Annotated in this window: 21 protein-coding genes; 13 read left to right on the forward strand and 8 right to left on the reverse strand. The window is 45.3% G+C overall.

Going from position 1 to position 24811, the window contains the following annotated elements; genetic code table 11:
* Nucleotides 1-2 precede the first annotated feature (2 nt).
* From K1X61_06120 to K1X61_06150, 7 genes are all read left to right on the forward strand, one after another.
* Nucleotides 3-959, forward strand: a complete 957-nt coding sequence (locus K1X61_06120) for a D-2-hydroxyacid dehydrogenase (GenBank protein ID MBX7108208.1) — start codon at nt 3-5, stop codon at nt 957-959.
* Complete coding sequence (locus K1X61_06125) at nt 956-2200, forward strand: DUF1015 family protein (GenBank protein ID MBX7108209.1); 1245 nt, start codon at nt 956-958, stop codon at nt 2198-2200. The genes K1X61_06120 and K1X61_06125 overlap by 4 nt, the downstream gene beginning before the upstream one ends.
* 9 nt (nt 2201-2209) lie before the next feature.
* Nucleotides 2210-2536 (forward strand): hypothetical protein, encoded by a 327-nt coding sequence (locus tag K1X61_06130; protein MBX7108210.1) that lies wholly within the window; start codon nt 2210-2212, stop codon nt 2534-2536.
* A gap of 101 nt (nt 2537-2637) precedes the next feature.
* Nucleotides 2638-4185, forward strand: a complete 1548-nt coding sequence (locus tag K1X61_06135) for a DUF4384 domain-containing protein (GenBank protein ID MBX7108211.1) — start codon at nt 2638-2640, stop codon at nt 4183-4185.
* 225 nt (nt 4186-4410) lie between these two features.
* The gene (locus K1X61_06140) at nt 4411-5094 is read left to right on the forward strand and encodes a hypothetical protein (protein MBX7108212.1); all 684 of its coding nucleotides are present in this window, start codon (nt 4411-4413) and stop codon (nt 5092-5094) included.
* 314 nt (nt 5095-5408) lie between these two features.
* Nucleotides 5409-6548: a cystathionine gamma-synthase gene (locus tag K1X61_06145; GenBank protein ID MBX7108213.1), complete on the forward strand. Its 1140-nt coding sequence runs from the start codon at nt 5409-5411 to the stop codon at nt 6546-6548.
* Between the two features lie 141 nt (nt 6549-6689).
* A complete protein-coding gene (locus tag K1X61_06150; GenBank protein MBX7108214.1) occupies nt 6690-7697 on the forward strand; it encodes a T9SS type A sorting domain-containing protein in 1008 nt (335 codons plus the stop codon).
* A gap of 59 nt (nt 7698-7756) precedes the next feature.
* Here K1X61_06150 and K1X61_06155 read toward each other — a convergent pair whose 3' ends face one another.
* Nucleotides 7757-8887, reverse strand: coding sequence for a glycosyltransferase family 4 protein (locus tag K1X61_06155; protein MBX7108215.1), 1131 nt, complete (start codon nt 8885-8887; stop codon nt 7757-7759).
* Nucleotides 8888-9166: 279 nt separating this feature from the next.
* Between K1X61_06155 and K1X61_06160 the strand changes: the two genes are divergently transcribed.
* The 3 genes from K1X61_06160 (at nt 9167) to K1X61_06170 (ending at nt 13451) form a co-directional block, all read left to right on the forward strand.
* Nucleotides 9167-10615, forward strand: coding sequence for a polysaccharide biosynthesis C-terminal domain-containing protein (locus K1X61_06160; protein ID MBX7108216.1), 1449 nt, complete (start codon nt 9167-9169; stop codon nt 10613-10615).
* Nucleotides 10616-10850: 235 nt separating this feature from the next.
* Complete coding sequence (locus K1X61_06165) at nt 10851-11843, forward strand: hypothetical protein (GenBank protein ID MBX7108217.1); 993 nt, start codon at nt 10851-10853, stop codon at nt 11841-11843.
* A 105-nt stretch (nt 11844-11948) separates the two neighbouring features.
* The gene (locus K1X61_06170; GenBank protein MBX7108218.1) at nt 11949-13451 is read left to right on the forward strand and encodes an O-antigen ligase family protein; all 1503 of its coding nucleotides are present in this window, start codon (nt 11949-11951) and stop codon (nt 13449-13451) included.
* A 50-nt stretch (nt 13452-13501) separates the two neighbouring features.
* Here K1X61_06170 and K1X61_06175 read toward each other — a convergent pair whose 3' ends face one another.
* From K1X61_06175 to K1X61_06190, 4 genes are all read right to left on the reverse strand, one after another.
* Entirely contained in the window at nt 13502-14743 is a 1242-nt protein-coding gene (locus K1X61_06175) for a SpoIIE family protein phosphatase (GenBank protein MBX7108219.1), read from the reverse strand.
* Between the two features lie 192 nt (nt 14744-14935).
* Nucleotides 14936-15208: a hypothetical protein gene (locus tag K1X61_06180; protein ID MBX7108220.1), complete on the reverse strand. Its 273-nt coding sequence runs from the start codon at nt 15206-15208 to the stop codon at nt 14936-14938.
* A gap of 241 nt (nt 15209-15449) precedes the next feature.
* Entirely contained in the window at nt 15450-16589 is a 1140-nt protein-coding gene (locus K1X61_06185) for a glycosyltransferase (protein ID MBX7108221.1), read from the reverse strand.
* Complete coding sequence (locus K1X61_06190) at nt 16586-17389, reverse strand: alpha/beta hydrolase (protein MBX7108222.1); 804 nt, start codon at nt 17387-17389, stop codon at nt 16586-16588. Before K1X61_06190 ends, K1X61_06185 begins: the two co-directional genes overlap by 4 nt.
* Nucleotides 17390-17477: 88 nt before the next feature.
* Here K1X61_06190 and K1X61_06195 point away from each other — a divergent pair, with 88 nt between their 5' ends.
* From K1X61_06195 to K1X61_06205, 3 genes are all read left to right on the forward strand, one after another.
* A complete protein-coding gene (locus K1X61_06195) occupies nt 17478-18047 on the forward strand; it encodes a 1-acyl-sn-glycerol-3-phosphate acyltransferase (protein MBX7108223.1) in 570 nt (189 codons plus the stop codon).
* Nucleotides 18048-18166: 119 nt separating this feature from the next.
* Nucleotides 18167-20014 (forward strand): LTA synthase family protein, encoded by a 1848-nt coding sequence (locus tag K1X61_06200; protein MBX7108224.1) that lies wholly within the window; start codon nt 18167-18169, stop codon nt 20012-20014.
* Between the two features lie 121 nt (nt 20015-20135).
* Nucleotides 20136-20747 (forward strand): DUF4231 domain-containing protein, encoded by a 612-nt coding sequence (locus K1X61_06205; GenBank protein ID MBX7108225.1) that lies wholly within the window; start codon nt 20136-20138, stop codon nt 20745-20747.
* Between the two features lie 184 nt (nt 20748-20931).
* Here the strand turns inward: K1X61_06205 and ftsZ are convergent, their stop codons facing one another.
* The 3 genes from ftsZ to K1X61_06220 form a co-directional block, all read right to left on the reverse strand.
* Complete coding sequence (ftsZ, locus tag K1X61_06210; protein ID MBX7108226.1) at nt 20932-22518, reverse strand: cell division protein FtsZ; 1587 nt, start codon at nt 22516-22518, stop codon at nt 20932-20934.
* A 94-nt stretch (nt 22519-22612) separates the two neighbouring features.
* Nucleotides 22613-23914, reverse strand: a complete 1302-nt coding sequence (gene ftsA / locus K1X61_06215; GenBank protein MBX7108227.1) for a cell division protein FtsA — start codon at nt 23912-23914, stop codon at nt 22613-22615.
* A gap of 29 nt (nt 23915-23943) precedes the next feature.
* Nucleotides 23944-24801: a hypothetical protein gene (locus tag K1X61_06220; GenBank protein ID MBX7108228.1), complete on the reverse strand. Its 858-nt coding sequence runs from the start codon at nt 24799-24801 to the stop codon at nt 23944-23946.
* Nucleotides 24802-24811 lie beyond the last annotated feature (10 nt).

The following is a 24811-nucleotide window of genomic DNA, read 5'->3' on the forward strand; positions in this document are numbered from 1 at the left end:
GTATGATGAAGATTCTTGCCAACGATGGCATGGAAGCCTCAGCAAAGGCAGCACTGGAACAAGCCGGATTCGAAGTGCATGATGTTAAAATACCGCAGGATGAACTTGCAAACCATATCAATGAATTTGATGTGCTCACCGTTCGCAGTGCCACCAAGGTCAGGAAGCCGTTGATTGATGTCATCAGCCGCACCAAACTCATTATTCGCGGCGGCGTGGGCCTGGATAACATCGACGTGGAATATGCTCAGTCGAAAGACATCATGGTAAGGAATACACCACTGGCATCTTCGCAATCAGTGGCGGAACTGGTTTTTGCGCACTTATTCGGCCTGGTTCGTTTTCTTCCTGAATCAAACCGCGAGATGCCCGTAAACGGCACGCAGCAATTTAAAGCGCTGAAAGAAAAATTCTCAAAAGGCAGCGAACTGAAAGGAAAAACACTGGGCTTCATTGGATTCGGTAATATTGGGCAGGCTACCGCGAAAATTGCCATTGGCTGTGGCATGCGGGTGATGGCATATGACCTGTTTCCACGCGACTGGAACCTTGAAATGCAACTCATGAATAGCATCCGTGTTTCAGTACCGGTTAAACCATCCACCAAAGAAGAGGTATTACGCAACAGCGACTTTATCACGATTCACAGTGCCGGCGCAACGACGGTGATTTCGAAAGATGAATTTGTCATGATGAAAGACGGTGTGGGCATCATTAACTGTGCAAGAGGCGGAACAATAAATGAAGCGGATCTGCTGCAGGCGCTGCATACAGGCAAGGTAGCCTTTGCAGGTATTGATGTGTTTGAAGAAGAACCGACGCATAATGTGGCATTGCTGCAACATCCGCGCGTGTCGTTGACCCCGCATATAGGAGCTTCCACCCGTGAAGCGCAGGATCGCATTGGCAAAGAAGTGGTAGATATAATTGTTAACTTTTCACAAAGCAAGCAGCCGTGATCATTAAAGCCTTTAAAGGTTTCAGGCCATTGCCGGAACTGGCTTCTAAAGTGGCATTGAATCCCAATAACCTCCTGAGTGATCAGCGCAGGAAAGAGGAAGCGCGTAAAAACCCCTACTCCTTTGCACATGTGGTGAAGCCGCGCTTAAATTTTCCGGATGACACACCGAAAACGGAACAGCAACTCTTTGATTTTGCGCGCATGTATTTTCAAAAGATGGTGGATGAAGGCACCATTCTGCGGGATGAGGAACCCTGCCTGTATGTTTACCGGCTTTCGCTTGAAGGTCATACACAAACCGGACTCATCAGCTGCCTGCATATCAGGGATTACCAGGAAGGAAGAATTAAGAAACATGAACATACCCGCGCCGACAAGGAAAATGAAAATGTGCTTCATATCACGAGTACCTTACTGAATTCAAATCCTGTTTTTCTTGCCTATACGCCGGTAGATAAGATTGATATGCTGATCGCCATGATCACCAATGAACACCTGCCGGCATATGATTTTGTAAATGAATATGGAGTAAGACAGGAAGTGTGGGTAGTCAGCAATGAGAAGACCATTGATGAGCTGACGGATCTTTTTAACAAGCATGTTCACTGCTCTTATATTGCTGATGGACATCATCGTGCAGCAGCGGCAGCCATCTACGCCGGTCAAATGGCAGACAAGCTGAATCAGCTGAAATCGAATGATTTCAATTACCTCCTCACCTGCCTGTTTCCGGCCAACCAACTGCGTATCTATGATTACAACCGCCTGATCAAAAACCTGAATGGTCATACAGAGAAAGAGTTCCTGAAACTGGTGAGTGAAAAATTTGATGTTAAAATTGCCAGCCGCTCACCCTATGATCCTTCGCAGCCACACCGCTTCGGCATGTACCTGAATTACAAATGGTATAAGCTGCGGGCACGGGAAGGCACCTATACGAATGATGCCGTGGCGTCGCTTGATGTTTCCATACTGCAAAACAATTTGCTTGATCCGGTTTTAGGAATCAAAGACCCGCGCATCGACCGCCGTATTGATTTTGTTCCGGGTATTAAAGGACTTGCCGCATTGGAAAAAGCGGTGGTGAAAGGAAAAGCCGCTGTAGCATTTTCGCTCTTTCCGGTTACCATGGAACAGCTTTTTGCCATCTCAGACATGAATGAAGTGATGCCGCCAAAATCAACATGGTTTGAACCGAAACTCATGAGCGGGCTTATTGTTTTTAAGATGGAACTGTAAACCGGTCGTTTGAAATATCCATTCATCATCATAGTTAAAGGGTTGCATGTGCGTGGAATGGCATTATTTCCATTCCTGCTGTTTCGTAACCGCCAGCTTTCGGCGGATGCAGTCATGCTTAACCATGAGATGATACACCACCGACAGCAGGTGGAGCTGTTAATCATTCCATTCTATGTGTTATACCTCATCAATTATCTATTCAACAGGTGGAGATACACGAATCACCATGACGCCTATCGCAACATCATTTTTGAACGGGAAGCGTATGCGAATGATCAGGACCTTCAGTATCTGCGCCAAAGAAGATGGTTTGCTTTCTGTCAATACCGATGAAACGCAACTTCGGCTATTAATTTTCTTCCCAAAGTTCTATCTTCATTGTTCCATCCTATTCATTCCTTTCCAATAATTCTCAACTGATAAACTATTAATCTATGCCCATCAGAATGGTTGAAGACGATAATCAGCAACGGCCTGATAACTATCCGGGTGGCGGCCGCCGCCCCGGCGGGAATAGCGGCGGTTTTTCCATACTGTCCCTGCTGCCAATGCTGCTCATGTTGTTCCGTAAGAATCCGAAAACGGGTATTGTGCTGCTTTTGATCGGCGGTGCGCTCTATTACTTTTCAGGCGGCGGTTTTTCATCTCCTTCCGCTGGGCAATTGCTTTCTACCGGCGCTGAATTTGATCCAGCCTTGTATGATGCTACGGAAGTATTTGAACCATTGGCCGATAACATAAAGAACCCGTTACCGGAAAGAGTTTCGCTGGAGAAATATTGTCCTAAACGACTGAACCAGGGCGAACAGGGTTCATGCGTTGGCTGGGGCAATGCCTATGCAGCCCGCACCATCCTGGAGGCACAACGCACCGGGCAAGATCCCGACAGAATCGCCTTCAGCCCTGCCTACCTGTATAACCAGATCTCCCTGGAAGGATGCCAGGGTTCTTACATTGAAAAAGCCATGGATGTAATGCAGGGACAAGGCTTGCTTCCCCTATCGCAGTTTCCCTACAACGAACAAAGTTGCGAAACCAAACCGACCTCTGCACAAAAACAGGCGGCCTCGCAATTTAAGATGACCGGTTACAACCGGCTTACCAAAAGCGGTGATAACCAGGAAGTGGATATGCTTGCCATCAAACAAAACCTTGCACAAGGTGCGCCTGTAGTGGTCGGCATGATGGTCGGCGGAAGTTTCATGCAACCCATGATGGGCCAGGAAGTGTGGGTGCCTTCTTCCAATGATTATAACATGATGAATTTCGGCGGGCATTGTATGTGCGTGGTGGGTTATGATGATTACAAATACGGTAAGGAAGGCGCCTTTCAGTTGATGAACAGCTGGGGCAACGACTGGGGACAAAATGGATTGGCCTGGATACGATATAAAGACTTCGCCTATTTCACCAAAGAAGCCTATGGTGTTTATCCTATGGGTAATGCCGATAAACCACTTACCAATAATCTGTCGGTGGAATTCGGCCTCGTGGATAATGCGACGCAGCAGCAAATTCCATTACGCAACAAAGGAGGTATAGTTTTTAACACTGCTGCACCCATTGCAAAAGGCACAAAATTCAAGATCGAGGTTACCAATTCACTCGACTGCTATACCTATCTCTTTGGCCAGGAAACAGATCAGAGCAGTTATGTATTGTTCCCTTACACGGCAAAACATTCACCCTACTGTGGCATCACCGGGACGCGATTGTTTCCCAAGGACTATTCTTTGCAGGTTGATGCAACAGGCGCCAAGGATTTCATGGCCATTGTGGTAACAAAAAAGCCGATAGATTATAAGGAACTGAATACGGCTATCAGCAGTCAAACAGGCAGCTATGAGGAAAAAGTGCGTAAAGCGCTGGGCAATTTGCTGATTCCATCAGTGAGTTTTAAGACAGGAGAGACCATCAGTTTCACACTGAACAATGTGGCAGACGGTGCGGTGGCGATGGTTATTGAAGTGGATAAGAGGTGAATAGTGAATAGTGAGTAGTGAATAGTGAATAGTGAGTAGTGAGTAGTGAGTAGTGAGTAGTGAATGATTAGTCGTTGTTGTTAGTTGTGGCAATCTGGAAAAAAGGAATTGCAGAAAAGTAATTACCGATAATCAAAAAATACCGCCTCTAATTTTCCGTTATTTCGGCCTCCTTATCAATCAACCGCATCATTGAGCCAGAAATTTATTATTGTTTTTTTTATAATGTTATCAGTATGCTTTTACCGGCACAATGCTTTTGCACAGGAACGAACCATCCGCATCTCCGGATGGGGAATTGATTCGATGAACAAGCGACCTGTCATCAATATGCAACTGATCAATAAACGGACGCAGGAGCGTTCTATCAGCGACAATGCGGGTTACTTCCAGGTGGTGGCTTTGCAGCAGGACTCGATATTCCTGGTAGCGAACGGCTACTCAGCCAAAACAATTTCTTTCAGGGATTCTGTTTATAAAGAAAGATATATAGTCACCATTTATCTCCATAAGATACAGGTTGAACTGCCTGCGGTTGAAGTACAGCCACAACGCGAGTTTGAACAGATTCACAGGGATGCATTGAAACTTGGATATGATAAAAAAGATTACACACTGCACGGTTACCAGGTTTTACAAAGTCCCATCACCGCCATCTATGAGCAATTCAGTCACCGCGAAAAAGATAAACGCGGCTATGCCGAACTCATGAATAAAGTGCATCAGCGGGAATTACAACGTGAAATACTGCAGAAATATATTGATAATGATGTCATCCCGCTTAAACCCGAAGAGATCAGCCCTTTCCTTGATTATTGCGATATTCCGGAATACATGCTTAAGACAGCCATGGAATATGATATTGTTCTTTATATGAAGAGCAAGTATTATGCATTTATCAGGCAGTAATTATTTGAACGGCTCAGATATTCATTACAAATTCCGGGTTAAACCTCTGCTGATCTGAAATAGCGATTACAAATCAAGAAGGTGTCAAAGTTTCATTGATTTGAAATTGTGCTTTCATCTATTGTTTTTCTTAGTGCTCTTTGTATGTGCCTCTGTGCGCATTATGGTTACTTTCTTTTCATTTGACCATAAAGGACACTAAGGATTGCACGAAGGTCACAAAGTGTCGTTGATTTGATACTTCAGTTTCAAATCCAATGCATGAAAAACGCGATTAGAAATCCGTTAACTTGCGCGCTTAAATTTTACTTTCCATGAAATTCGCCACCAAAGCATTGCACGCCGGTATCGAGCCCGACCCTTCCACAGGCGCTATCATGACGCCTATTTTTCAAACCTCCACCTATGTTCAGGAAGCACCGGGTGATCACAAGGGCTATGAGTATGCCCGTACGCAAAATCCAACGCGAAATGTACTGCAGCAAAATCTTGCTGCATTGGAAAATGGAAGGTTTGGTCTGTGTTTCGCCAGTGGCATGGCTGCTTCGGATGCTGTCATTAAACTGCTGAACCCGGGAGACGAAGTGCTGTCCACCAACGATCTCTACGGCGGCACCTATCGGATCTTTACAAAGGTCTTTGAAAAGTACGGCGTGAAATTCAATTTCATTCCGATGCATCAGCCGGGTGCCATTGAAAAGCATATTTCTTCCAAAACAAAATTACTGTGGCTCGAAACGCCCACCAATCCAATGATGAACATCATTGATATTGCAGCCGCAGCAGCCGCCGCGAAGAATGCCGGTGCATTGGTTTGTGTAGACAATACATTCGCTTCTCCGTACCTTCAAAATCCACTCGACCTTGGTGCTGACCTCGTATTGCATTCCGTAACAAAATATATCTCCGGCCACAGTGATGTGGTGATGGGTGCGGTGATAACTAACAATGAATCATTGCTGGAACGGTTACAGTTTTTGCAGAATGCCTGTGGCGGTGTGCCCGGACCGCAGGATTGCTTCCTGGTGCTGCGCGGAATCAAGACTTTGCATCTGCGTATGGAAAGGCATTGCGAGAATGCACTGAAAATGGCGGCCTTTTTATCAGGCCATCCCAAAGTGGAAAAGGTGCACTTTCCCGGGCTTGCCAGCCATCCCGGCCATGCGCTTGCAAAGAAACAGATGCGTGGATTTGGCGGTATGATCTCGTTCACACTTAAAGGCAATCATTTAGAAGATGCGATACACGTGCTATCCAACACGAGGCTTTTCTCACTGGCAGAGTCGCTTGGCGGTGTGGAATCACTCATCGGTCATCCGGCTTCCATGACACATGCCTCCATTCCCAAAGAGGAAAGGGAAAAGAACGGCTTGCTTGATTCATTAATCCGCCTCAGCGTGGGCGTCGAAGACATTGATGACCTGATAGAAGATATCAATCAGGCCATTGGCTGAACTGTCAATTTTTCCTGGCTGAATCAGGAAGATATACAGCCATTAACTGCTCATGCCATTACACGGAAATACATAAAACCAACCTGAGCTATTGATAATAATGAGACAAATTCGGATGTTTATATCATAAAAATTCAAACCATGAAAAATTACTACGCACTGGCAGCTGTATGCTTACTATGCTTTCAGCAGATGGCATTTTCTCAACCGCTGGATACACTGCTCTTTGAAAATTTCGAGAATGATCCCGACACTTACATTGAACCCAGCTTTCCGAATGGCGATGATGCAACCTGGATCAATTACGATCAGGATGGATTTAATGATGCGAGCGGAAGCGGCAGGCCCGGCGAATGGTTCTGGACCTTTGGTTTCGCCGATGCTGACAGCAGCAACCTCATTTATGCCAGTAACTCATGGACTTCGCCGGCCAACCTTGTAGCCAATTACCTGGTGCTGCCACCGCTGGATATTGAGGATGCAAGTGCTACACTCAGCTGGAAATCCGCTCCATTTCAAACACCGCGTTACCTCGATGGTTACTATGTGGTGGTATCATCCGAATGCAATGTGGAAGACTGCTTTACCGACACGCTGTTCAAGGCGGCCGAATATGTTTCTGCCGGGCCACTTGATGTTGACAGCGGTTTCAGTCATTATAATTTTACTGCGGGATGGGTGCACGGCGAAGACGGCACATATATCGAATACCACAACGATTCGGCGCGCTTTATCGGCATACTGCAACCACAAACCGTCAGCCTCGCAGCTTATGTGGGTAAAAAAATTTACATAGCCATCGTGCATGGAACAAAAGATGACAACCTGCTGAGTGTGGATGATATCCTCGTAACACAAAATGAAGTTTCAGGTATCCACGAAACAGCAGCTCCGTCGTCTGCTGTGGCTATTTACCCTAATCCGGCAGTCACAACAGCCACCGTGAGTTTTCCGCTTGGCCAGACGTCAATGGTGACCACTTTGATTATTGACGCCAACGGAAAGGTAGTGCATTCAAGTAATTCTCCCGTTTTGATTAAAGGACGGCAACAACTTACGCTGGATGTTTCAGCATTACCTGCCGGCAACTATGACGTGGTGTTGCAATACAAAGGCGGGCAACTGAACGGAAAAATTGCGGTGCAATAAATTGCTGTGTAAATATTAATGACCAAAACACAAAGTGTCATTAAGCACCTGCTGAACGCTCACACATCGCTTTGTGCGGTTTTGATAATACATTCCCATAACTGTTCGGCAGTGCGCTGCCAGGTGAACTGCCGGCGTTGCAATTGTCCCTTTTGCACCAGCTTTAATTTTAATTCTTCATTGCCAAATAGCAGTTGCATCTTTTCTGCAATATCCGATATTGAATAAGGATCCACAAACAATCCTGCTTCACCTGCTACTTCAGGCATAGATGAAATATTACTGGTAATGACCGGTACATCGCAATACATCGCTTCCACGATGGGAATACCGAAACCTTCAAAGAGGGAAACATACACCAACGCTTCCGCAGCACCAAGCAGTCTCGACAGGTCTGCGCGCGTTAAATGGCCGGGAAAAACCACATCGTCACGGAATTGCATCGCCTGATGCACCTTCATGGCATCGCGGTAAGACCAGTTTCTTCCAGCCATAACCAGTCTCGCATTGCAGGATTTATTTTTTTTGAACTGATCAAAAGCAAGGAAAAGATTGATGATATTTTTCCTCGGTTGCAATGCACCTGCATAAATGAAGTACGGACAACCTCCGGTAAACTGTTGCCGCACCTTTGTCTTTTCCTCGTCGCCAAGTGGTTGGAATAACTCATTGGATCCATTGTGCACCACATCAATTTTACCAGGCGCTACATCATATAGTTTAATAATATCCTGTTTGGAATATTCGGAAACCGTGGCAATACGCTTTGCTTTCTTCGCAAACTTCGGCGTAAAATACCGGTAATACCATGCGGTGAGTGCGTTAACATGATCGGGAAAATGCTCAAAAGCAAGATCATGCATAACCGTTACCTGCGGCACCTTGCAGGCAAGTGAAAGATAGCCGTCGGTGGAAAGAAAAAGATCGGGCTTGATTTTTTTCAACGCCGCCGGCACTGCCTGTTCAAACCACCAGAACCACAAGAAGGGATGACGCGCAGGCGGATAAATCACCCTGCCGGTGACATTAGATGAGAAAATAAATTCTGCGGCATACGGACGATCAAACAGAAAAATAAACTCATGTTCCGGGTGCTGCTGTGTAATCCGCTTAAGCGTCTCATACGTAAACCATCCGATGCCTTCCAGCTTGTTTTTCAGGAGAAACCTGGTATTGACGGCAATTTTCACGGGAGAAAGATAGAATTAATGGAGTATTCGGTTGCATGGCTGACAACCATTTTCACTGATCGTGAAGGCAGCGTTTCCATATTAACGTCGTTAACAACATAAAGCCAAACGCTGTAACCATGAAGCTGTCCTTTTATTTGTACTGCCTGATACCACGCAATGCAGTAGTCGGGAATAATAATATTTTCACAATAGAAAAGCAGGACATTTTACCTTTGCGCACGCTGCAGGTTTTCTTTACGGCCATCTCCGGCCTGAAACAAATACCTCCGTTTGTGCATGCAAAAGCTGTTTTTCAGAAACCTTGTATTTATTGTTGCACTGAATGTCCTGATAAAGCCACTCTGGATTCTGGGAATTGACCGCACTGTGCAGAATGTGGTTGGGTCATCGGCTTACGGTTTGTATTTCGTATTGTTCAACTTATCCATGCTCACCCAAATATTGCTGGATGCCGGTATCAGCAACTATAATAACAGGCACCTGGCCCGCGATGAAAGCGAACTGACTGATTACTTATCAAATATTTTCAGTATCAAAATCGTATTGTCGGCCATATATATGCTGGTAACGCTGTTTTCAGGTTTCGTGCTGCAGTTCTCTTCTTATGAGCTTTACCTGCTGAGCGTAATCGGCATCAACCAGGCGCTTGCTTCCCTGATCGTTTATTCACGATCCAATATTTCGGCGTTACACCATTTCAAGGTGGACAGTATGATTTCCGTGATGGATAAAGCATTGATGATACTTATCTGTGGCATATTACTGATTGTACCATCCATGCGTGCACAGTTCAGCATTGAATATTTCATTTATGCACAGACGATGGCCTACCTCATAACGCTCTTATCTGCGCTTGGCTATATCATTCATGTGAGTGGCAGATTCCGTTTTCATTTTTCGCTTCAATTTGCCGGAGGCCTATTTAAAAGATCGATGCCTTTTGCGTTGCTTATTTTAATGATGGCGGTTTATTCACGCATTGATGGTATCATGATTGAGCGTTTACTGCCGGAAAAAGGAGCACATGAAGCCGGCATCTATGCTTCCGCCTACCGGTTGCTGGATGCACTCAATCAGTTTGGATACCTGTTTTCGGTATTGTTGCTGCCGATCTTCTCGAGAATGCTGGCAAAACAGCAGAGCATTGAATCGCTTGCCCGTGCAAGTTTCACGGTCATCTTTATTTTCGCCTTCATTTGCTGTATGGCACTGTCCTTTTTTTCAGTTCCTCTAATGCATTTACTCTATCATGATGCAACCGGTTATTCATCGTCTGTTTTATCCATACTGATTTACAGCTTTCCGGGCACAGCTACGGTTTATATCTTCGGTACGTTGCTAACCGCGAATGGCAATCTGAAGGCGCTCATCCTCATCTCCCTGATAGCTGTCGTGCTGAACTTCTGTCTTAACCTTGCACTTATTCCCATGAAACAGGCATTGGGGGCTGCCATGGCTGCCTGCATCACCGGCCTCACCATCGGCATGCTGAACTTCCTGCTTGCCGCAAGAGTATTTCACTTCCGGACCAATGTCGCGTTATTACTCAAGCTGTTTCTTTTTATCACAGGAAGCTATCTCCTCTTCATGACTGCCGCAATGTGGAACATTCACTGGATGTATGTCATGGTGTTGCTGTCCATTCTTTCGCTTGGATTCGCCACGCTACTGGGCCTTATTGAAATCAGAAAAATTATACCCTTGCTCAAAACAGCCAGCGACTGATAGCATCAATCGGTTTAGCGGATTCGCTTACTTTGGGTCACGCTGTATCAATGCAGTCCGCTTGAGCATCCGGATTTTAATCCGGAAATAATAAATAAAGGCTTGCAAACCTTAAGGGAATCTCCCCTTTCAAACCAACCCTTTAGTTGATGGTGCTGCAAAACTTAAAGGGTAACTTTTTTGGAATTGGACTGAATTCCTGTAGGTTTGCCGGAAATTTTTTTAAAACACCCGGATGAATAACTCCTTAAATCTCATTGAGTTCCTGAAACTCATCATAAAATGGCGGAAGCCATTGCTGATCGTGATGGGCATTGGCGTTTTGGGCAGCATCGTGATCACCGATCCGCATATCATGCCGCCTTATTACGAATCTGTATCACTTATTTATCCGCTCAACCCCAACCTGACACAAAGTTCCAACCTCTTCGGCGACAATGCGCAGGGATATTTTGGTACCAGCGCCGATGTTGACCGCATACTTTCCATTGCCGGGTCCGTGCCGCTGAAGATGTATATCGTGAAGAAGTTTAACCTCTTCCAGCATTATAAGATTGATAGCGTGAATTCGAAGTATCCCGTGGAAGCCGTTTTGAAAGAATTACACAACAACTATTCATTTGAAAAGAATGACCGCGGAGCCATTGAAGTGACGGTATATGACCGCGACCCGCAGGTAGCGGCCGACATGGCCAATGCCATTGTAGCTAAAATTGATGAAACCAACCAGGCACTGCTGAATGACAACAAGCAGAAAATCCTTTCAATTTATGAAGTGAAGCTGAAGGAAAAGCAAAGTCAGCTGCAGGCACTTGGCGATACCATCTTCAAGCTGAAGCAGGAATACAGCCTCTATAGCTCGATACAGGACTTGCCCGGTCAGATCAGCAAGCTGAGGGCAGAGAAAGGCGCCGGCTTCGACCAGGCGACAGAAAGGGTAAAGGTGCTGGAGGAACAGAAGAAAGGCGCCATCCGCGAGCTGAACAACAACATGATTGAATATGAACAATACAAGGCTACCATCAACAGCACGGTGCCTACCGTCTATGTATTGGAAAAAGCATTTAAAGCGGAAAGAAAATCAAAACCGATAAGATGGCTGATTGTCCTCGGTACGCTCATTGGCAGCTTTGTGCTTACCTCCATCGCCATCCTGATGATTGAACGATTCAAAAAATTCAGGATAGCCCTGCAGCAAAATTCGGAAGTGGTGCAGGCCTCCAGTTAGCAATCTTCCCGGCTGATCGGTAATGCCGGAGGGTTTCTGAAAGCTGATGGCATACAATGAACCCTTGTATCCAAAGCGCTTCCTTAAAAGCATCAAGTCTTATTAATGTTTCCTAACACCGGACCTGAGATATCATCTGACAGCGCTGGCAACAAGCAGCCACTTGATAAGTTCTGGCTCCGGTTGTTATATGCATTCAGTGGCCTGATGCTTGTTTGTGGGTTTGCTGCCATTTATGCTGAAAATTATCTGCTGCTGCTCATTCCCTGCGGCATTCTTTTCCTTTACCTGAGTTTAAATGATTTCAGGGTCATCTATTTTTTACTGCTGTTTCTCCTCCCGCTTTCCACGGAAGTGGCCTTGCCCGGTGGTTTTGCTACTGACTTCCCAACCGAGCCACTGATTGCCGGCCTGATGATACTCTTCTTTTGCACAGTGGCAGCGCGTCCCGCCACACTGGATAAGGAAGTATTAAAAAATCCGGTCATCTTCCTGCTGATACTGCATTATTGCTGGATACTGATTGCAACAGTCTATTCGGCCGATCCGCTTGTATCCGTCAAATTCTCGATTGCCAAAACATGGTACATCATAACGTTTGTCTTTGTGACGGGCATGATCATAAAAGACGTATCAACTTTTAAGATCGCCTTCTGGTGCGTCCTTATTCCGCTGCTTTTCACGGTCATCTACAGCCTCGTCCGTCATTCGAGATACGACTTCTCCTTTCAGACGGTGAATGAACAGATGATACCATTCTTCCGCAATCATGTAAACTATGCATGCACCCTGGCGCAGATGATGCCTTTTGTGGTGCTGGCTATCGGATGGTACCGGAAGGGTTCTGTTGCCCGCCGCTTCCTGTTATTCTCTTTTGCATTATTGCTGGTGGCCATCTATTTCGCCTATACAAGATCGGCCTGGTTATCGCTGCTTGGTGCATGCTGCATGTACTTCGTGATCCGGAGCAAACTTACCGGTTGGTTATTGGCCGCAGGAATGGCCGGCCTCGTCGGGTTACTGGTTTATATGAGTGTGCAAAATCACTATCTCAATTTTGAGCCTGATTTTGAACACACCATATACCATCCTGAACTGGAAGATCACTTACTCTCCACTTTTGAAGGAGAAGATGTTTCCAGCGCAGAACGCGTGTACCGTTGGATCGCAGGCATACGCATGTGGCTGGACAAACCGGTCATTGGTTACGGGCCCGGTAACTTCTATGGATTTTATAAATCCTTCACCGTAACAAGTTTTAAGACCTATGTAAGCGAAAACCCGGAACGTTCCTCCGTGCATAACTATTTCATCCTGCTGATGACAGAACAGGGAATAATAGGACTGCTCATCTTCCTGGCACTCACCATCGTCTTGCTGACACAAGGCCAAAGGATCTATCATGAAACCACCGATCGTGCTGAACGGCGCTATGTGATGGCGGTCTTGCTTTGCCTGGTCATCATTTACATGAATACCATGCTGAGCGATTTAATTGAAACAGACAAGATCGGATCGTTCTTCTTCATCTGTATTGCATTAATTGTAAACCAGGATATCCGGAATAACAGGTTGAAACAGCAGCAACAGCAGATTCCCCTGAAATAATTTGCAGCAGGCCGGCACTTTTTCTTCCGAAACATGAGCATGTTTTCCTGCTAATACACGTGGCATGTCAGCATGCTCACATCATCATTGATCAGCCTTGACCCTTTGAATGCTACGAGATAATCCACTATTTTTTTATTCATCGCCGTTGGCGAAAGGTCTTTGCCATCGCTGATGATGCGGATGACATTGCTGATATCGAGTGATTGCTTCTCTTCATTCTCCACATCCGTAAGCCCGTCGGTATAGCAAAAAGTGACGAACGGGTTTTTCAAAGTAAGCGACTGCAGATTCACATACGGCAATTTTTCAAACATGCCCAGGATGGTACAGCCTTCCTGCAGCATTTTCACTTCACCGTCATAAAACAGGAGAGCAGGATTGTGACCGGCATTGATGTATTGCAATTCGCGCGTGGTGAAATTAAATTTTGCAATGAAGAAAGTAATGAACTTCTCACCGTTTGTGATCTCATTTACCCTGCCATTCAAACTCCTGATCAACGCGCTGAGGGAAGGCTGCTGCTCTGCATACGACCTGACGCTGGCCTGAAAGTTTGCCATTAGCAACGCTGCCGCAACACCTTTGCCTGATATATCACCAATACAAAATATTGATTCTTCCCTGTTCAGTTCAATATAGTCGTAGTAATCACCACCCACTTGCTGAAAGGGCAGGTAAACACCGGCAATAGAGATCCGTTCATCATCCGGCAGATTGCCCGGAATCAGCATCGTCTGCATCTTGCCTGCGAGTTCCAACTCAGACTTCAGCATTCCCTGCTTCATCTGCGCCCTGAACAACCGCTTGTTTTCAATGGCTACGGCAATGACGTTCGATACGGTTTGAATATAACTCAGCTTTTCATCGAGCGAAAGATGAAAATCGTCGCTGAAGTCACCCAGGAACGTATAGGCAATCGCAAAATCTTTGTGATAAACCGGCACCACCACATCAAAGAAAGATTCCAGCGGATGGCCTGACTTCGCGAGCCGGGTTATCTGCCGGAAGGCCGGCAGGTGATGTTTTGTCGCTTCCAGGATATCCTGTGAGTCAATACCTGTTGCATTAGTGCATTGCCATTCATCCAGGTAAATGAAAACCGCTACCTTGCCAATACCGATCTGTTTCACCAGGATATCCTGGTACAGGCGCAGCAAGCCATGCGATGAAATATTGCTGTTAATAGCCTGCGTTATCTGAAGCAGCGAATTCAATTCACGCTCCTTCAGTTGCAACTGTTCTTCAAGACGATCCAGTTTCCGGGTTATATCATCCGTCAGTGATTTCATGGCTGGTATGACGCTGCAAGCTACAATCTTTCTGTACTTAATACGGTGCACCTTCCTGACTTAACAATCACTTCTTATACCGCCGCACTTCATTGCCACTTTCTGAAAATAATGTAAAAACCATCCGCTGTTGTGAATTCGACACCAATTTAACAGTGCTGAATCTTTCATTGGATATGCTGCACATACAGTTCAGGAACGGCTGTTATGCACTATCAATCCCTGCCGTGAAGCAACAAATGCTGACCGTTCCATGACTGAGAAATCCGGTTGTTCCAGTTTCTCATAGTCCTTCATCACGTCGTTGTATTGCATCTGTATAATAAAGCCTTTATGCAACAGGCTCGTCAATGTTGTCCGCAGTACACTTTCTTGCAATGTCAGTTGTTGCACCAGATCAGGGTATGTAGTTACGAAATACAATTCATCTAACAACCTGTCTTCGGCATCGGTGAGTGCTTGCATGACATCAACCCCTTAGTTGAACAAATCTTTACAGAATACAACTTCACTTTAAGCAAATGCTATCGAACCATTTTCTTAATCTTCATGGCAATGGTCTTAACCGGTTCAGCAAAATAAAGTACCATTTGAATTTTCAGGATGGCAACCTGCAGCAATTCATAAGTTAAAACTGTGTGTTACAGTTTTTGCTAAGCAGATGTTATTAATTGCCAGTCAACCCTGCAGTATACCGGCAAGAGCCTTATTTTATTTTCCTGCCTTTCCATAAGGTACTTACTAAATTTCCCAGTGCGCCAATAAGCACAATATAAATGATATGCATCATTTGCGCAGGTAAAAACATCCACAGTAATGAACGCCGCCTGAAAAATGCAGTGACAGCAGCGAAGAAACCAAACTCTGCAATCATCTTAAGCAGCAACTGAAACAGGAGCAAATAAAAATAACTGTTGCTGAAAAGACAATACAAAGCGGTAGTCAGGATAGAAAAGTTAAACAGGTATACCAATGCGAGATTGGCGGTGATACGCCAGTCGGAGTAATATCTGGATTTGGAAGCCCAACGTATCCGCTGCTGTACAAATGCGCTCCATGTTTTTTGAGCCGAAGTACGTACCACCGCTTCATGGCATTTCATGAAATGAACGGTGCCTTTCCACTTAGCCGCGATTTTGAGCATCAGCAACACATCATCACCAGATGCGATCTGGCTGATGCCTTCGTATCCGTTGACCTGATCAAATGCCAGCCGGCGGAAGGCAAGGTTGGCTCCGTTACACATGACCGGGAAATTAAACTGCAGTGTCCCGCCGGTAATGCCAATCATGCCCATGAAATCGAGTGACTGAAACAACTCAAAGAAACTTCTTTCGCCGCTATAAGTAACCGGTGAAACAATCATGTTACAGCGTTGTTTTTCATAAAAACTAACGATAGCCGTCAACCATCCGGCGTCCATAGAGCAGTCTGCATCGGTGGTGATAATGAGTTCACCGGTTGTTGCAGCTATACCAGTTTGCAGCGCCTTCTTTTTGTAAGCAGGCTGATGTTCTTCATTGCTGAACAATTCCTGCATCCTGATCAGCTTCACTCCCTTTGACTGAAAGGAGGATACAATCTCCGCTGTTTTATCAGTGGAACAATCATCTGCTACCACAATGTTCGTTAATGCCGAAGGATAATCCTGGCTGGTAAGATCACCGAGCAGCCTTCCAATATTCTGCTCCTCATTTCTGGCGGCAAGGACGATAGAAACAGTGGTATGTCCGCTCACGTCACCGGGTGTATATTCAGGCAACAGCAGCCAGCCGGCCAGGTAGAAGATAAACAACAGTGTGTAACAGACTGTCAGCAGTAATACGATGATGGTATAGATCATCATACCGTGAGCGCTGCCTGTAATGGGTTATTGAATGCCTCGGTAATCAGGTTATGGCCTTTATCTAACACCACATAATGACAATCCTGCAATCCCTGTGCGAACTTTCTGCCTGTTTTTTCGGTGATCACCCGGTCGTACCTTCCAATAAACAAATAACTTTTAATATGGTGAGAATTGAGAATGCCTTTTACTTCCTCCAACTCTACTGCTAAATTTTTCATCGCCATCCATACATCATAAATCTTTTTGCGCTTCGCTTCGGTATTCGTCTGTACCTGCAGGAATTTAAAGATCCGTTCATCGAGTAACCTCATAAACCGCAGCAACCGCGCCAGCCTGAAAACAAATCCCGGATTTTTTACAAAGCTTTTGAATAGTCTTCTTCCCCAACCGGGATAAACGGCCACGTTATACCAGGCATTTAATATTACGCCATCAGGCGCTGCGAGTATTACAGCGTCAACCTGCTCAGCAAAAAGGGGAACTGCAGCCAGCACTATCTTTCCACCAAGACTATATCCCATCAGCGAGAACCGCACCTGCTTTTCAAGTTGCAATACAGCACGAATCATCTCCGCCAGGTCAGCGGGCATGAATGGTGTATCATGCGGCCATGCTGAATTTCCATGAAAAGGAAGATCAATCGCCACCACCGTAAACGCTGTGTGCATAGATGGCAGCAAGGCCATAAACTTACCTGCATCTTCACCAAAACCATGAAAACAAATGAGCAACCGGTCGCCTGATCCGAAACGGATAGCATGCATAAACGACGACTTTACAGGAATAAAAAAATGCATGTGCAGTTGAAACAGCCATACAAAGTAACCAACAAACATCAGCTTCTGTTAAATTATACATGCTTGCCACTACAAATATTTTTTTACCTTGAAAAAAAATAACGCTTTGCTGGAAAAATTAATGGTCTGGTATTTTAAGCTCCGCGGCTGGAAGACGGGTGCGAATGTTCCGCCGGAATTAAAAAAATGCGTGATGATTGTTGCGCCGCATACCAGCGGATGGGACTTTATCTATGGCGCAGCAGCCAAATCATTGCTTGGTTTCGATGCGAAATATCTTGCGAAGAAAGAGTTGTTCAGGTGGCCGCTGAAAGGCATGTTCATCAAACTCGGTGGCGTGCCGGTTGACCGTGGCAAACACAATGGCATGGTGGAAGCGATGATAGATTATCTGAATAAAAATGATAGAGCCATAGTGGTTTTTCCACCGGAAGGTACCCGAAAACGCACCTCAAAATGGAAGAAAGGATTTTACCATGTGGCAATGGGTGCCCATGTTCCGGTTATCATGGCCTATATTGATTTCAAACAGAAGAAAGCCGGTATCGGACCTTATTTTAATCCGAGCGGAGATCTTCAGCAGGATCTGAAGATCATCGCTGATTTTTACAAAGACATCACCGCCTGCCATCCGGAAAAATTTGCCCTGCCTGAATAATATTCCATTGACGACCGTAATTTTTTCAGGGAGTAATCGCCGGATACTTTACGTTGCATCAATCAACTATTCGATTAATTTTACTACCCTTCTTTACTGATGGCAGTTCGGAATCTATCATGCGCGACTACTTGTTGCTGATTTTCAAGTTGTTTATTTTCTGGTGGATCATTTTCCTGACCAACAGGATCGTGTTCATCGCCTTCTTTGCTGGTAAGTTTGCAGGCATACCAACGATTGAATTACTGGCAGCATTCTATCACGGTTTTCCGCTCGATCTCTCGGCGATTTGTTACCTGTTAGTGCTTCCATTGCTGCTGCTGATTGTTCAGCAATTCACAGCGATTGACTTTTATCGCTACTTTTTTACGGGCTACCTGTCAGTCGCTTTGATACTAACCTCTTTTGTTTGTGTTTTTGACCTTGCCATCTATGCTGACTGGGGAACCAAGTTAAGCTACCGTGCCATTCATTATCTCAGGTATGCCAGGGACGGTGCGGCATTTGTAAAACTGAATGATACGGTAATATTATTCGTGCTGATGATCCTTCAGTTGGCAGCAGGTTTCCTGCTTTACAGGAAGATGTTCAGCGGACAGCAATTCCGGTTTCAGCGCCAGAGGTCACCCTTGATTCTCCTGTTGATACAGGCCATCCTTACCGGATTACTTTTTTTGGGAATACGTGGCGGATGGCAACAGATACCCATCAATGAAAGCAGCGCCTATTTTTCGAAGCACCAGATTGTAAATGACGCAGCAGTGAATACGGCCTGGAATGGTGCGAAGAAAACTTTACAGGATGAAGTATCGCTCTATAAGAACCCGTACAAGTTTTTCACTGCGGAAACTGCATCGCAGCAAGTGAAGTCGTTGTATACGGTGAATAGAGATTCAACGGTTCAGTTTTTAACGACTACCCGGCCTAACATTGTGTTATTTATTCTGGAAAGTTTTACCGCTGATGTGGTGGCAGCGCTGGGAGGCGAACCATCAGTAACGCCTCGTCTCGATACATTGATTCAGCATGGATTATTATTCAGTAATATTTATTCGCAGGGGTTCAGGACTGATCAGGGTCTTTCCGGTATCTTAAGCGGATTCCCGGCGCAGCCAAATTTCTCCATCATCATGCAGCCGGAGAAGGTCCAACACCTCAGCTTTCTGCCTGAGCACCTGAAGGCAGCAGGATATCAAATTTCCTTCTATTATGGAGGGGAATCAGCTTTTGCAAATATGAAGGCTTACCTCCTTGCTGCAGGCATTGATAACATCATTGATAAAAATTCATTCGCTGCCGGAGAGATGAATGCCAAATGGGGAGCGCATGATGGTTTTGTATTCCGGAAGCAGGCGAAGGAGGCCGGCAAAGCGCAGGCACCATTCTTCTCTGTCATTCTTTCACTGAGCAGTCATGAACCATTCGAAGTGCCGATGGAAACCCGCTTTCCCGGAACTGATATGGCTTCCAAATTCCGGAATTCATGCGCTTACACTGATTTGTCAATCGGTGAATATTTTCAACTGGCGAAAAAAGAACCCTGGTATCCAAACACCTTGTTCATCTTTGTAGCAGACCATGGACATTTACTGCCACGCAACAGGAGTCCGCGCGAACCGGCCCGGTTCCATATTCCGCTCATTTTTTATGGCGAGGTGATTAATCCATTGTTCAGGGGGAAAATAATTCCCGGACCCGGTATGCAATGCGACCTGCCTGCATCACTGCTGGCACAGCTTCAATTGCCTCATGCCGAATTTACGTGGAGCAACAACCTGATGAATCCTTACCGCAACCATTTTGCTTACTATACCTCCGATGATGCCTTTGGCTGGATATCCGGTAACGGGAATATGGAATATGATTTCAAAAGCAACAGCATAAAAAATAATCGTTTAGCCGACAGCGAAATAATGTCGGCAAAGGCTTTCCTGCAGGAATTGTTTGAAGAGTATATCAGCTATTGACCTGCGACTTACGTTTTCCAGTTACCCGTCAACAATGAGAGTTCCTTGCATTTAGTATTGAAAAAAATTATCTTTAGTCCAACTTACTCCTTGTTTCGCCTCAAACCTCAATTGAATAGCCATGAACAAAGCTGCCTTTGAAGACTATCTGACAAACCGGTACGAAGAACAGATGAAATATTATGCGAAGTCATCGCGTGAAAACCGGGACAAGTACAGGAAATTTCAATGGGCGCTGATCATCTTATCGGCCATTGCGCCGGTATTGATTGCCCTCGATGGCGTTCGAATCGCAGGTGATGCAGAACATCCCGTGATGCTGAACATTAAACTGATTACCGTTATCATCACATCCGTAGTGGCTATCCTCACTACCGGCCTCAAGACATTTAACTATTTCGAAAACTATGTACGATACCGCAATACACGGGAAGAGATGAAACGGGAAATTCATTTTTACAATTTCAGGGTAGGGCCATATAGTGAACACGGCATCAACAAGGAATCTCTGTTTGTATCACGGGTTGAATCTATCTTAGACAAGGAACACACACAGTGGCCGGAGTCGAAGAAACTGCAGGAACAGGATAAAGACAAAGACAAAGAAAAACAGCATGAAGATCCTGTGGTGCCGGCAACACCTTCAGATGAATCTGTGCCGGCGGATAATACTGATGAACTGCCACCAGCACCTGAAGCATCAGCAGAAGATCAAGGTGATAAAAAACCATGATGACAAAGTCATCACGTGGTCTATATAGAAATCATACCATTGTGTGGATTGTTCTGCGTTTGAAGTTAATTTAACCTGGCATCACCTTTTTGAAGGCACTGCTATCAATGATCGTTACAGATGATGCATAAAAAAAGGGAGAACCTCGCTCTCCCTCTCACAAATTATTGCAGGTTCATCCTGATTAATCCACCCTGTCCTTTCCATGCAGAAAGGAATTATTCTTTTTCAGCTCCGGCAGTTTAGCTGGGTCATCGGAGTTTTCTACAAAATAGGGAGAAAGGTTTGATTCTGATGAATGATCCACATCTTTCAGATTGATGCCGCGCCGCAGGTAAGCCGGTTCCTTTTCCATTTCATTGATCGCTGCAGGATTGTTGAGTTTAAAGCTGAGATTCTTAAGCTTGTTCACCCTGTCGCGGGCTACATTTTTGGAAAGATCAGGCGACTGATTCTCGGGAGTGGGTTGTTGCTTCTCTTCCAGTATCTCACGGACATCCTTTTCACGCAGCGTAAAATCATCAGACCGCGGCGTTGCCTCCTGCTTGTGCGTATCTTCCTGCAGTTCAATTTTTAAGGTTGGTGTGCTGAATGATTTTTCTGTGAGATCAAATTCAAACGGGATCTCAGGTGTCAGCATATCATTTCCGCTTTCACGCTCAGGCTTTGCCTGCACCTTGATTTTGCGCACTTCCTTTTCTTCCTTTTCAATCACTGTCACTTTAGCAACATCTGTGGTTACTTTCACTTCAGTTTCCAGCGTATGCTTCACCACATTTTTCTTCGAGAGATCTTTGCGTTGCGTGGAGGTGGCTTCAAATCCGGTGGCAATCACTGTTACGCTGATCTTCTCGCCCATCGATTCATTGTAACAATTACCCCAGATAATATTTGTTTCGAAGCCGGCTTCCCGCTGAATATATTCCGTTATCTCACTCACTTCATCCAATGTTACTTCCACGGAACCGGAAGTGATATTGACCAGTATATTTTTCGCGCCGCGGATATCGTTGTCATTCAGCAACGGTGAATTCAAAGCGGCTTCAACGGCGTTCACTGCACGATTCTCTCCTTCAAACGAAGCCATACCCATTATTGCCACACCACTGTTGCGCATCACGGTATTCACATCTTCGAAATCCACGTTTACATAACCCGGAACAGTGATGATTTCAGCTATACTCTTTGCTGCATTGGACAGGATATTATCGGCCTGTGAGAATGCAGCACTCAATGTCAGGTTACCATGAATCTCCCGCAGCTTATCGTTTGAAATAACCAGCAGTGTGTCAACATGATTTTTCATTTCAGAAATTCCATCGGAGGCCTGTTGAAAGCGGCGGGGACCTTCTGCAGAGAAAGGACTGGTGATCAAACCAACTGTGAGTATCCCCATCTCCTTTGCAATCTTGGCAATTACGGGAGCCGCACCGGTGCCGGTGCCTTTACCCATTCCTGCTGTGATGAACAGCATCTTTGTATTTTTTTCAAGGAATGCTTTCAGCGCATCCACCGATTCGAGTGCGGAACGTTTACCCACTTCTGGATTCATGCCCGCACCGCGGCCTTCTGTGAGGTTTACACCTAATTGCACTTTGTTTGGCACAGGGCTCATCTCGAGCGCTTGCCTGTCGGTATTGGCAACCACAAAGTTTACTCCTACTATCCCCTGCCGGAACATATGGTTCACGGCATTGCCGCCACCACCTCCTACACCAATAACTTTGATAATGGAAGCCTGTTCCTGTGGTAAATCGAATTGAATTGACATTGATGGGTTGTTGGTTTTTAAAAAATATTTTTAATTGAAATTTCCTTTGATCATGATGATGTGTTGCCAGTGAAGGGCACACCATGCTTTTGCATCATTTAAAATTTTCATCCACTCCTTCGCTGAAAAAATTCTTGGCTGATTCGAAAAAAGAACCGAAAAACTTTTTGGGTTCCTTCTTTTCCTCCATCACTGTTTCCGGCGCCTGAACAGCAGTTTGCGGAATCTCCTTCGCACGTTTATAGCTGTAATCTTCGAAGCCTTTCAGTATGAGTCCTACGCCCGTAGAATACATCGGGTGTTTCACATTTTCCAGTTTCACCGGGGCAAGATGTTCAATCGGTAATCCAATGCGTGCATCCAGGCCGGTGATATATTCCACGAGCTGAACCAGGTTCTTTAACTGCGCACCGCCACCGGTTACCACCACACCGGCAATGAGTTTATTCTTGTAGCCGGAAATATTTATTTCTGAATCAACATGCTCAAGAATTTCTTCCATGCGTGCATTGATGATGTTGGCAAGATTGCGAACGGAGATTTCTTTTGCATCTCTTCCACGCAAGCCGGGAATAGATACAATCTGGTTGTCCATGGAAGCATCGGCAATAGCACTGCCAAAACGCAGTTTCAGTATTTCAGCCTGGTTGCGCATCACCATACATCCTTCTTTGATATCATCGGTGATCACATTTCCGCCAAAAGGAATAACATAAGTATGCCGGATAATGCCATCCTGGAAAATTGCAATGTCAGTAGTGCCGCCGCCTATATCTACCAATGCAACGCCGGCTTCCTTCTCTTCTTCGCTCAGCACCGCTGCAGAAGATGCCAGCGGTTCCAGTATCATATCCACCATGTTCAGTCCTGCTTTCTCCACGCATTTCTTGATGTTTTGCGCAGCGCTGATCTGACCGGTTATGATATGGAAATTCGCTTCCAGTCGGATGCCTGCCATGCCTACCGGATCCTTGATGCCGGCTTCATTATCTACAATATATTCCTGGGGAAGAACATGAATGATACGGTCGCCCGGATTGACGACAAGCCGTTTCATATCATCCGCAAGTTTGCGGATATCATCATTGCAGATTTCCGTATCCATGTTATCCCGCACGAGAATGCCGCGATGCTGCAGGCTTTTGATATGCTGGCCGGCAATGCCCACATACACATTTTTGATTTCAACACCGGAGTGGTCTTCCGCTTCACGGACCGCCTTAGTGATGGCATCCACGGTTTTATCGATGTTGGCCACCACGCCGCGTGATACACCAAGCGATTCTGATTTTCCCATGCCCACCACTTCAATCTTTCCATGTTCATTCCTCCGCGCTACAATAGCGCAGATCTTGGTGGTACCGATATCGAGTCCTACAATAAATTCTGTGTTCATCATTTTGCTGTTGTTTAAAATTTTAAGATTTATTGTTTGCCTGCTGCAGCATTGGTTACCGAATCAACTACCGTAACTGCCGGTGCCTGCTTGATCTCGGGTGCTAACCTCTTCTTACAATACACTTCATTACGGTATTTAAGATTCACCTGGCTGTAATCATTCCAGCCTACATGATTCAAACCATCGCGGTAAAATATTTTCAGCTTTGAAAACTTTTCCTGCAGTTCGTCAACATCACCCAGCAAAATGCTGTGATTGCCCAATGAAGGAATCAGTTCAAACTCATGCTGATCATTGACAACGACCTGCTCAATAAGCGATGTGAGGAAGGTATCGCGATTAATAAAGACTGCAAGGGTATACAGTTTTTGTAGCGTCACTGAATCATTATTATTTGAGTTTTCTGCTCCGGCCATGATGTTGCCGGTAGCTACCGGAACACGAGCTGTAAATTTACTGGAGAGAGGCATCTTACTTGCGTGTTCATCAAGGTAATAACCCACACCTCGATTGTTAATAACCCGCAATATTGGTGTACGTTGACGGATGTTTACCTGTATGATTCCATTCGCATCCACAAACATCTCTGCATTTTCGACGTATGGATTATTTTCAATTACACGCTCAAGCTTGCCAAAATTTACATCGCTCACCGGCTGCTTTCTTTCGATATTTACCTGATCATCCTTCAGCATGTGCATGACTTCATCCTTTGAAAGAAACAAGACACCATTTGCTTCATCAATGCTGACCTGTATGGATTGAAAAGATTTGTGCTGTTGTTTATCAATGGCAGCACCGAGCAATGTCACCACACCGCTTGCACATAACAACCAGAAGGTGAATACGAGGATGGGTTTTATTTTTAACCAGAATTTTTTCATGGATGATGCA

It is taken from the genome of Chitinophagales bacterium, from assembly GCA_019694975.1.
In the GTDB taxonomy this organism is placed as follows: Bacteria; Bacteroidota; Bacteroidia; order Chitinophagales; family UBA10324; genus JACCZZ01.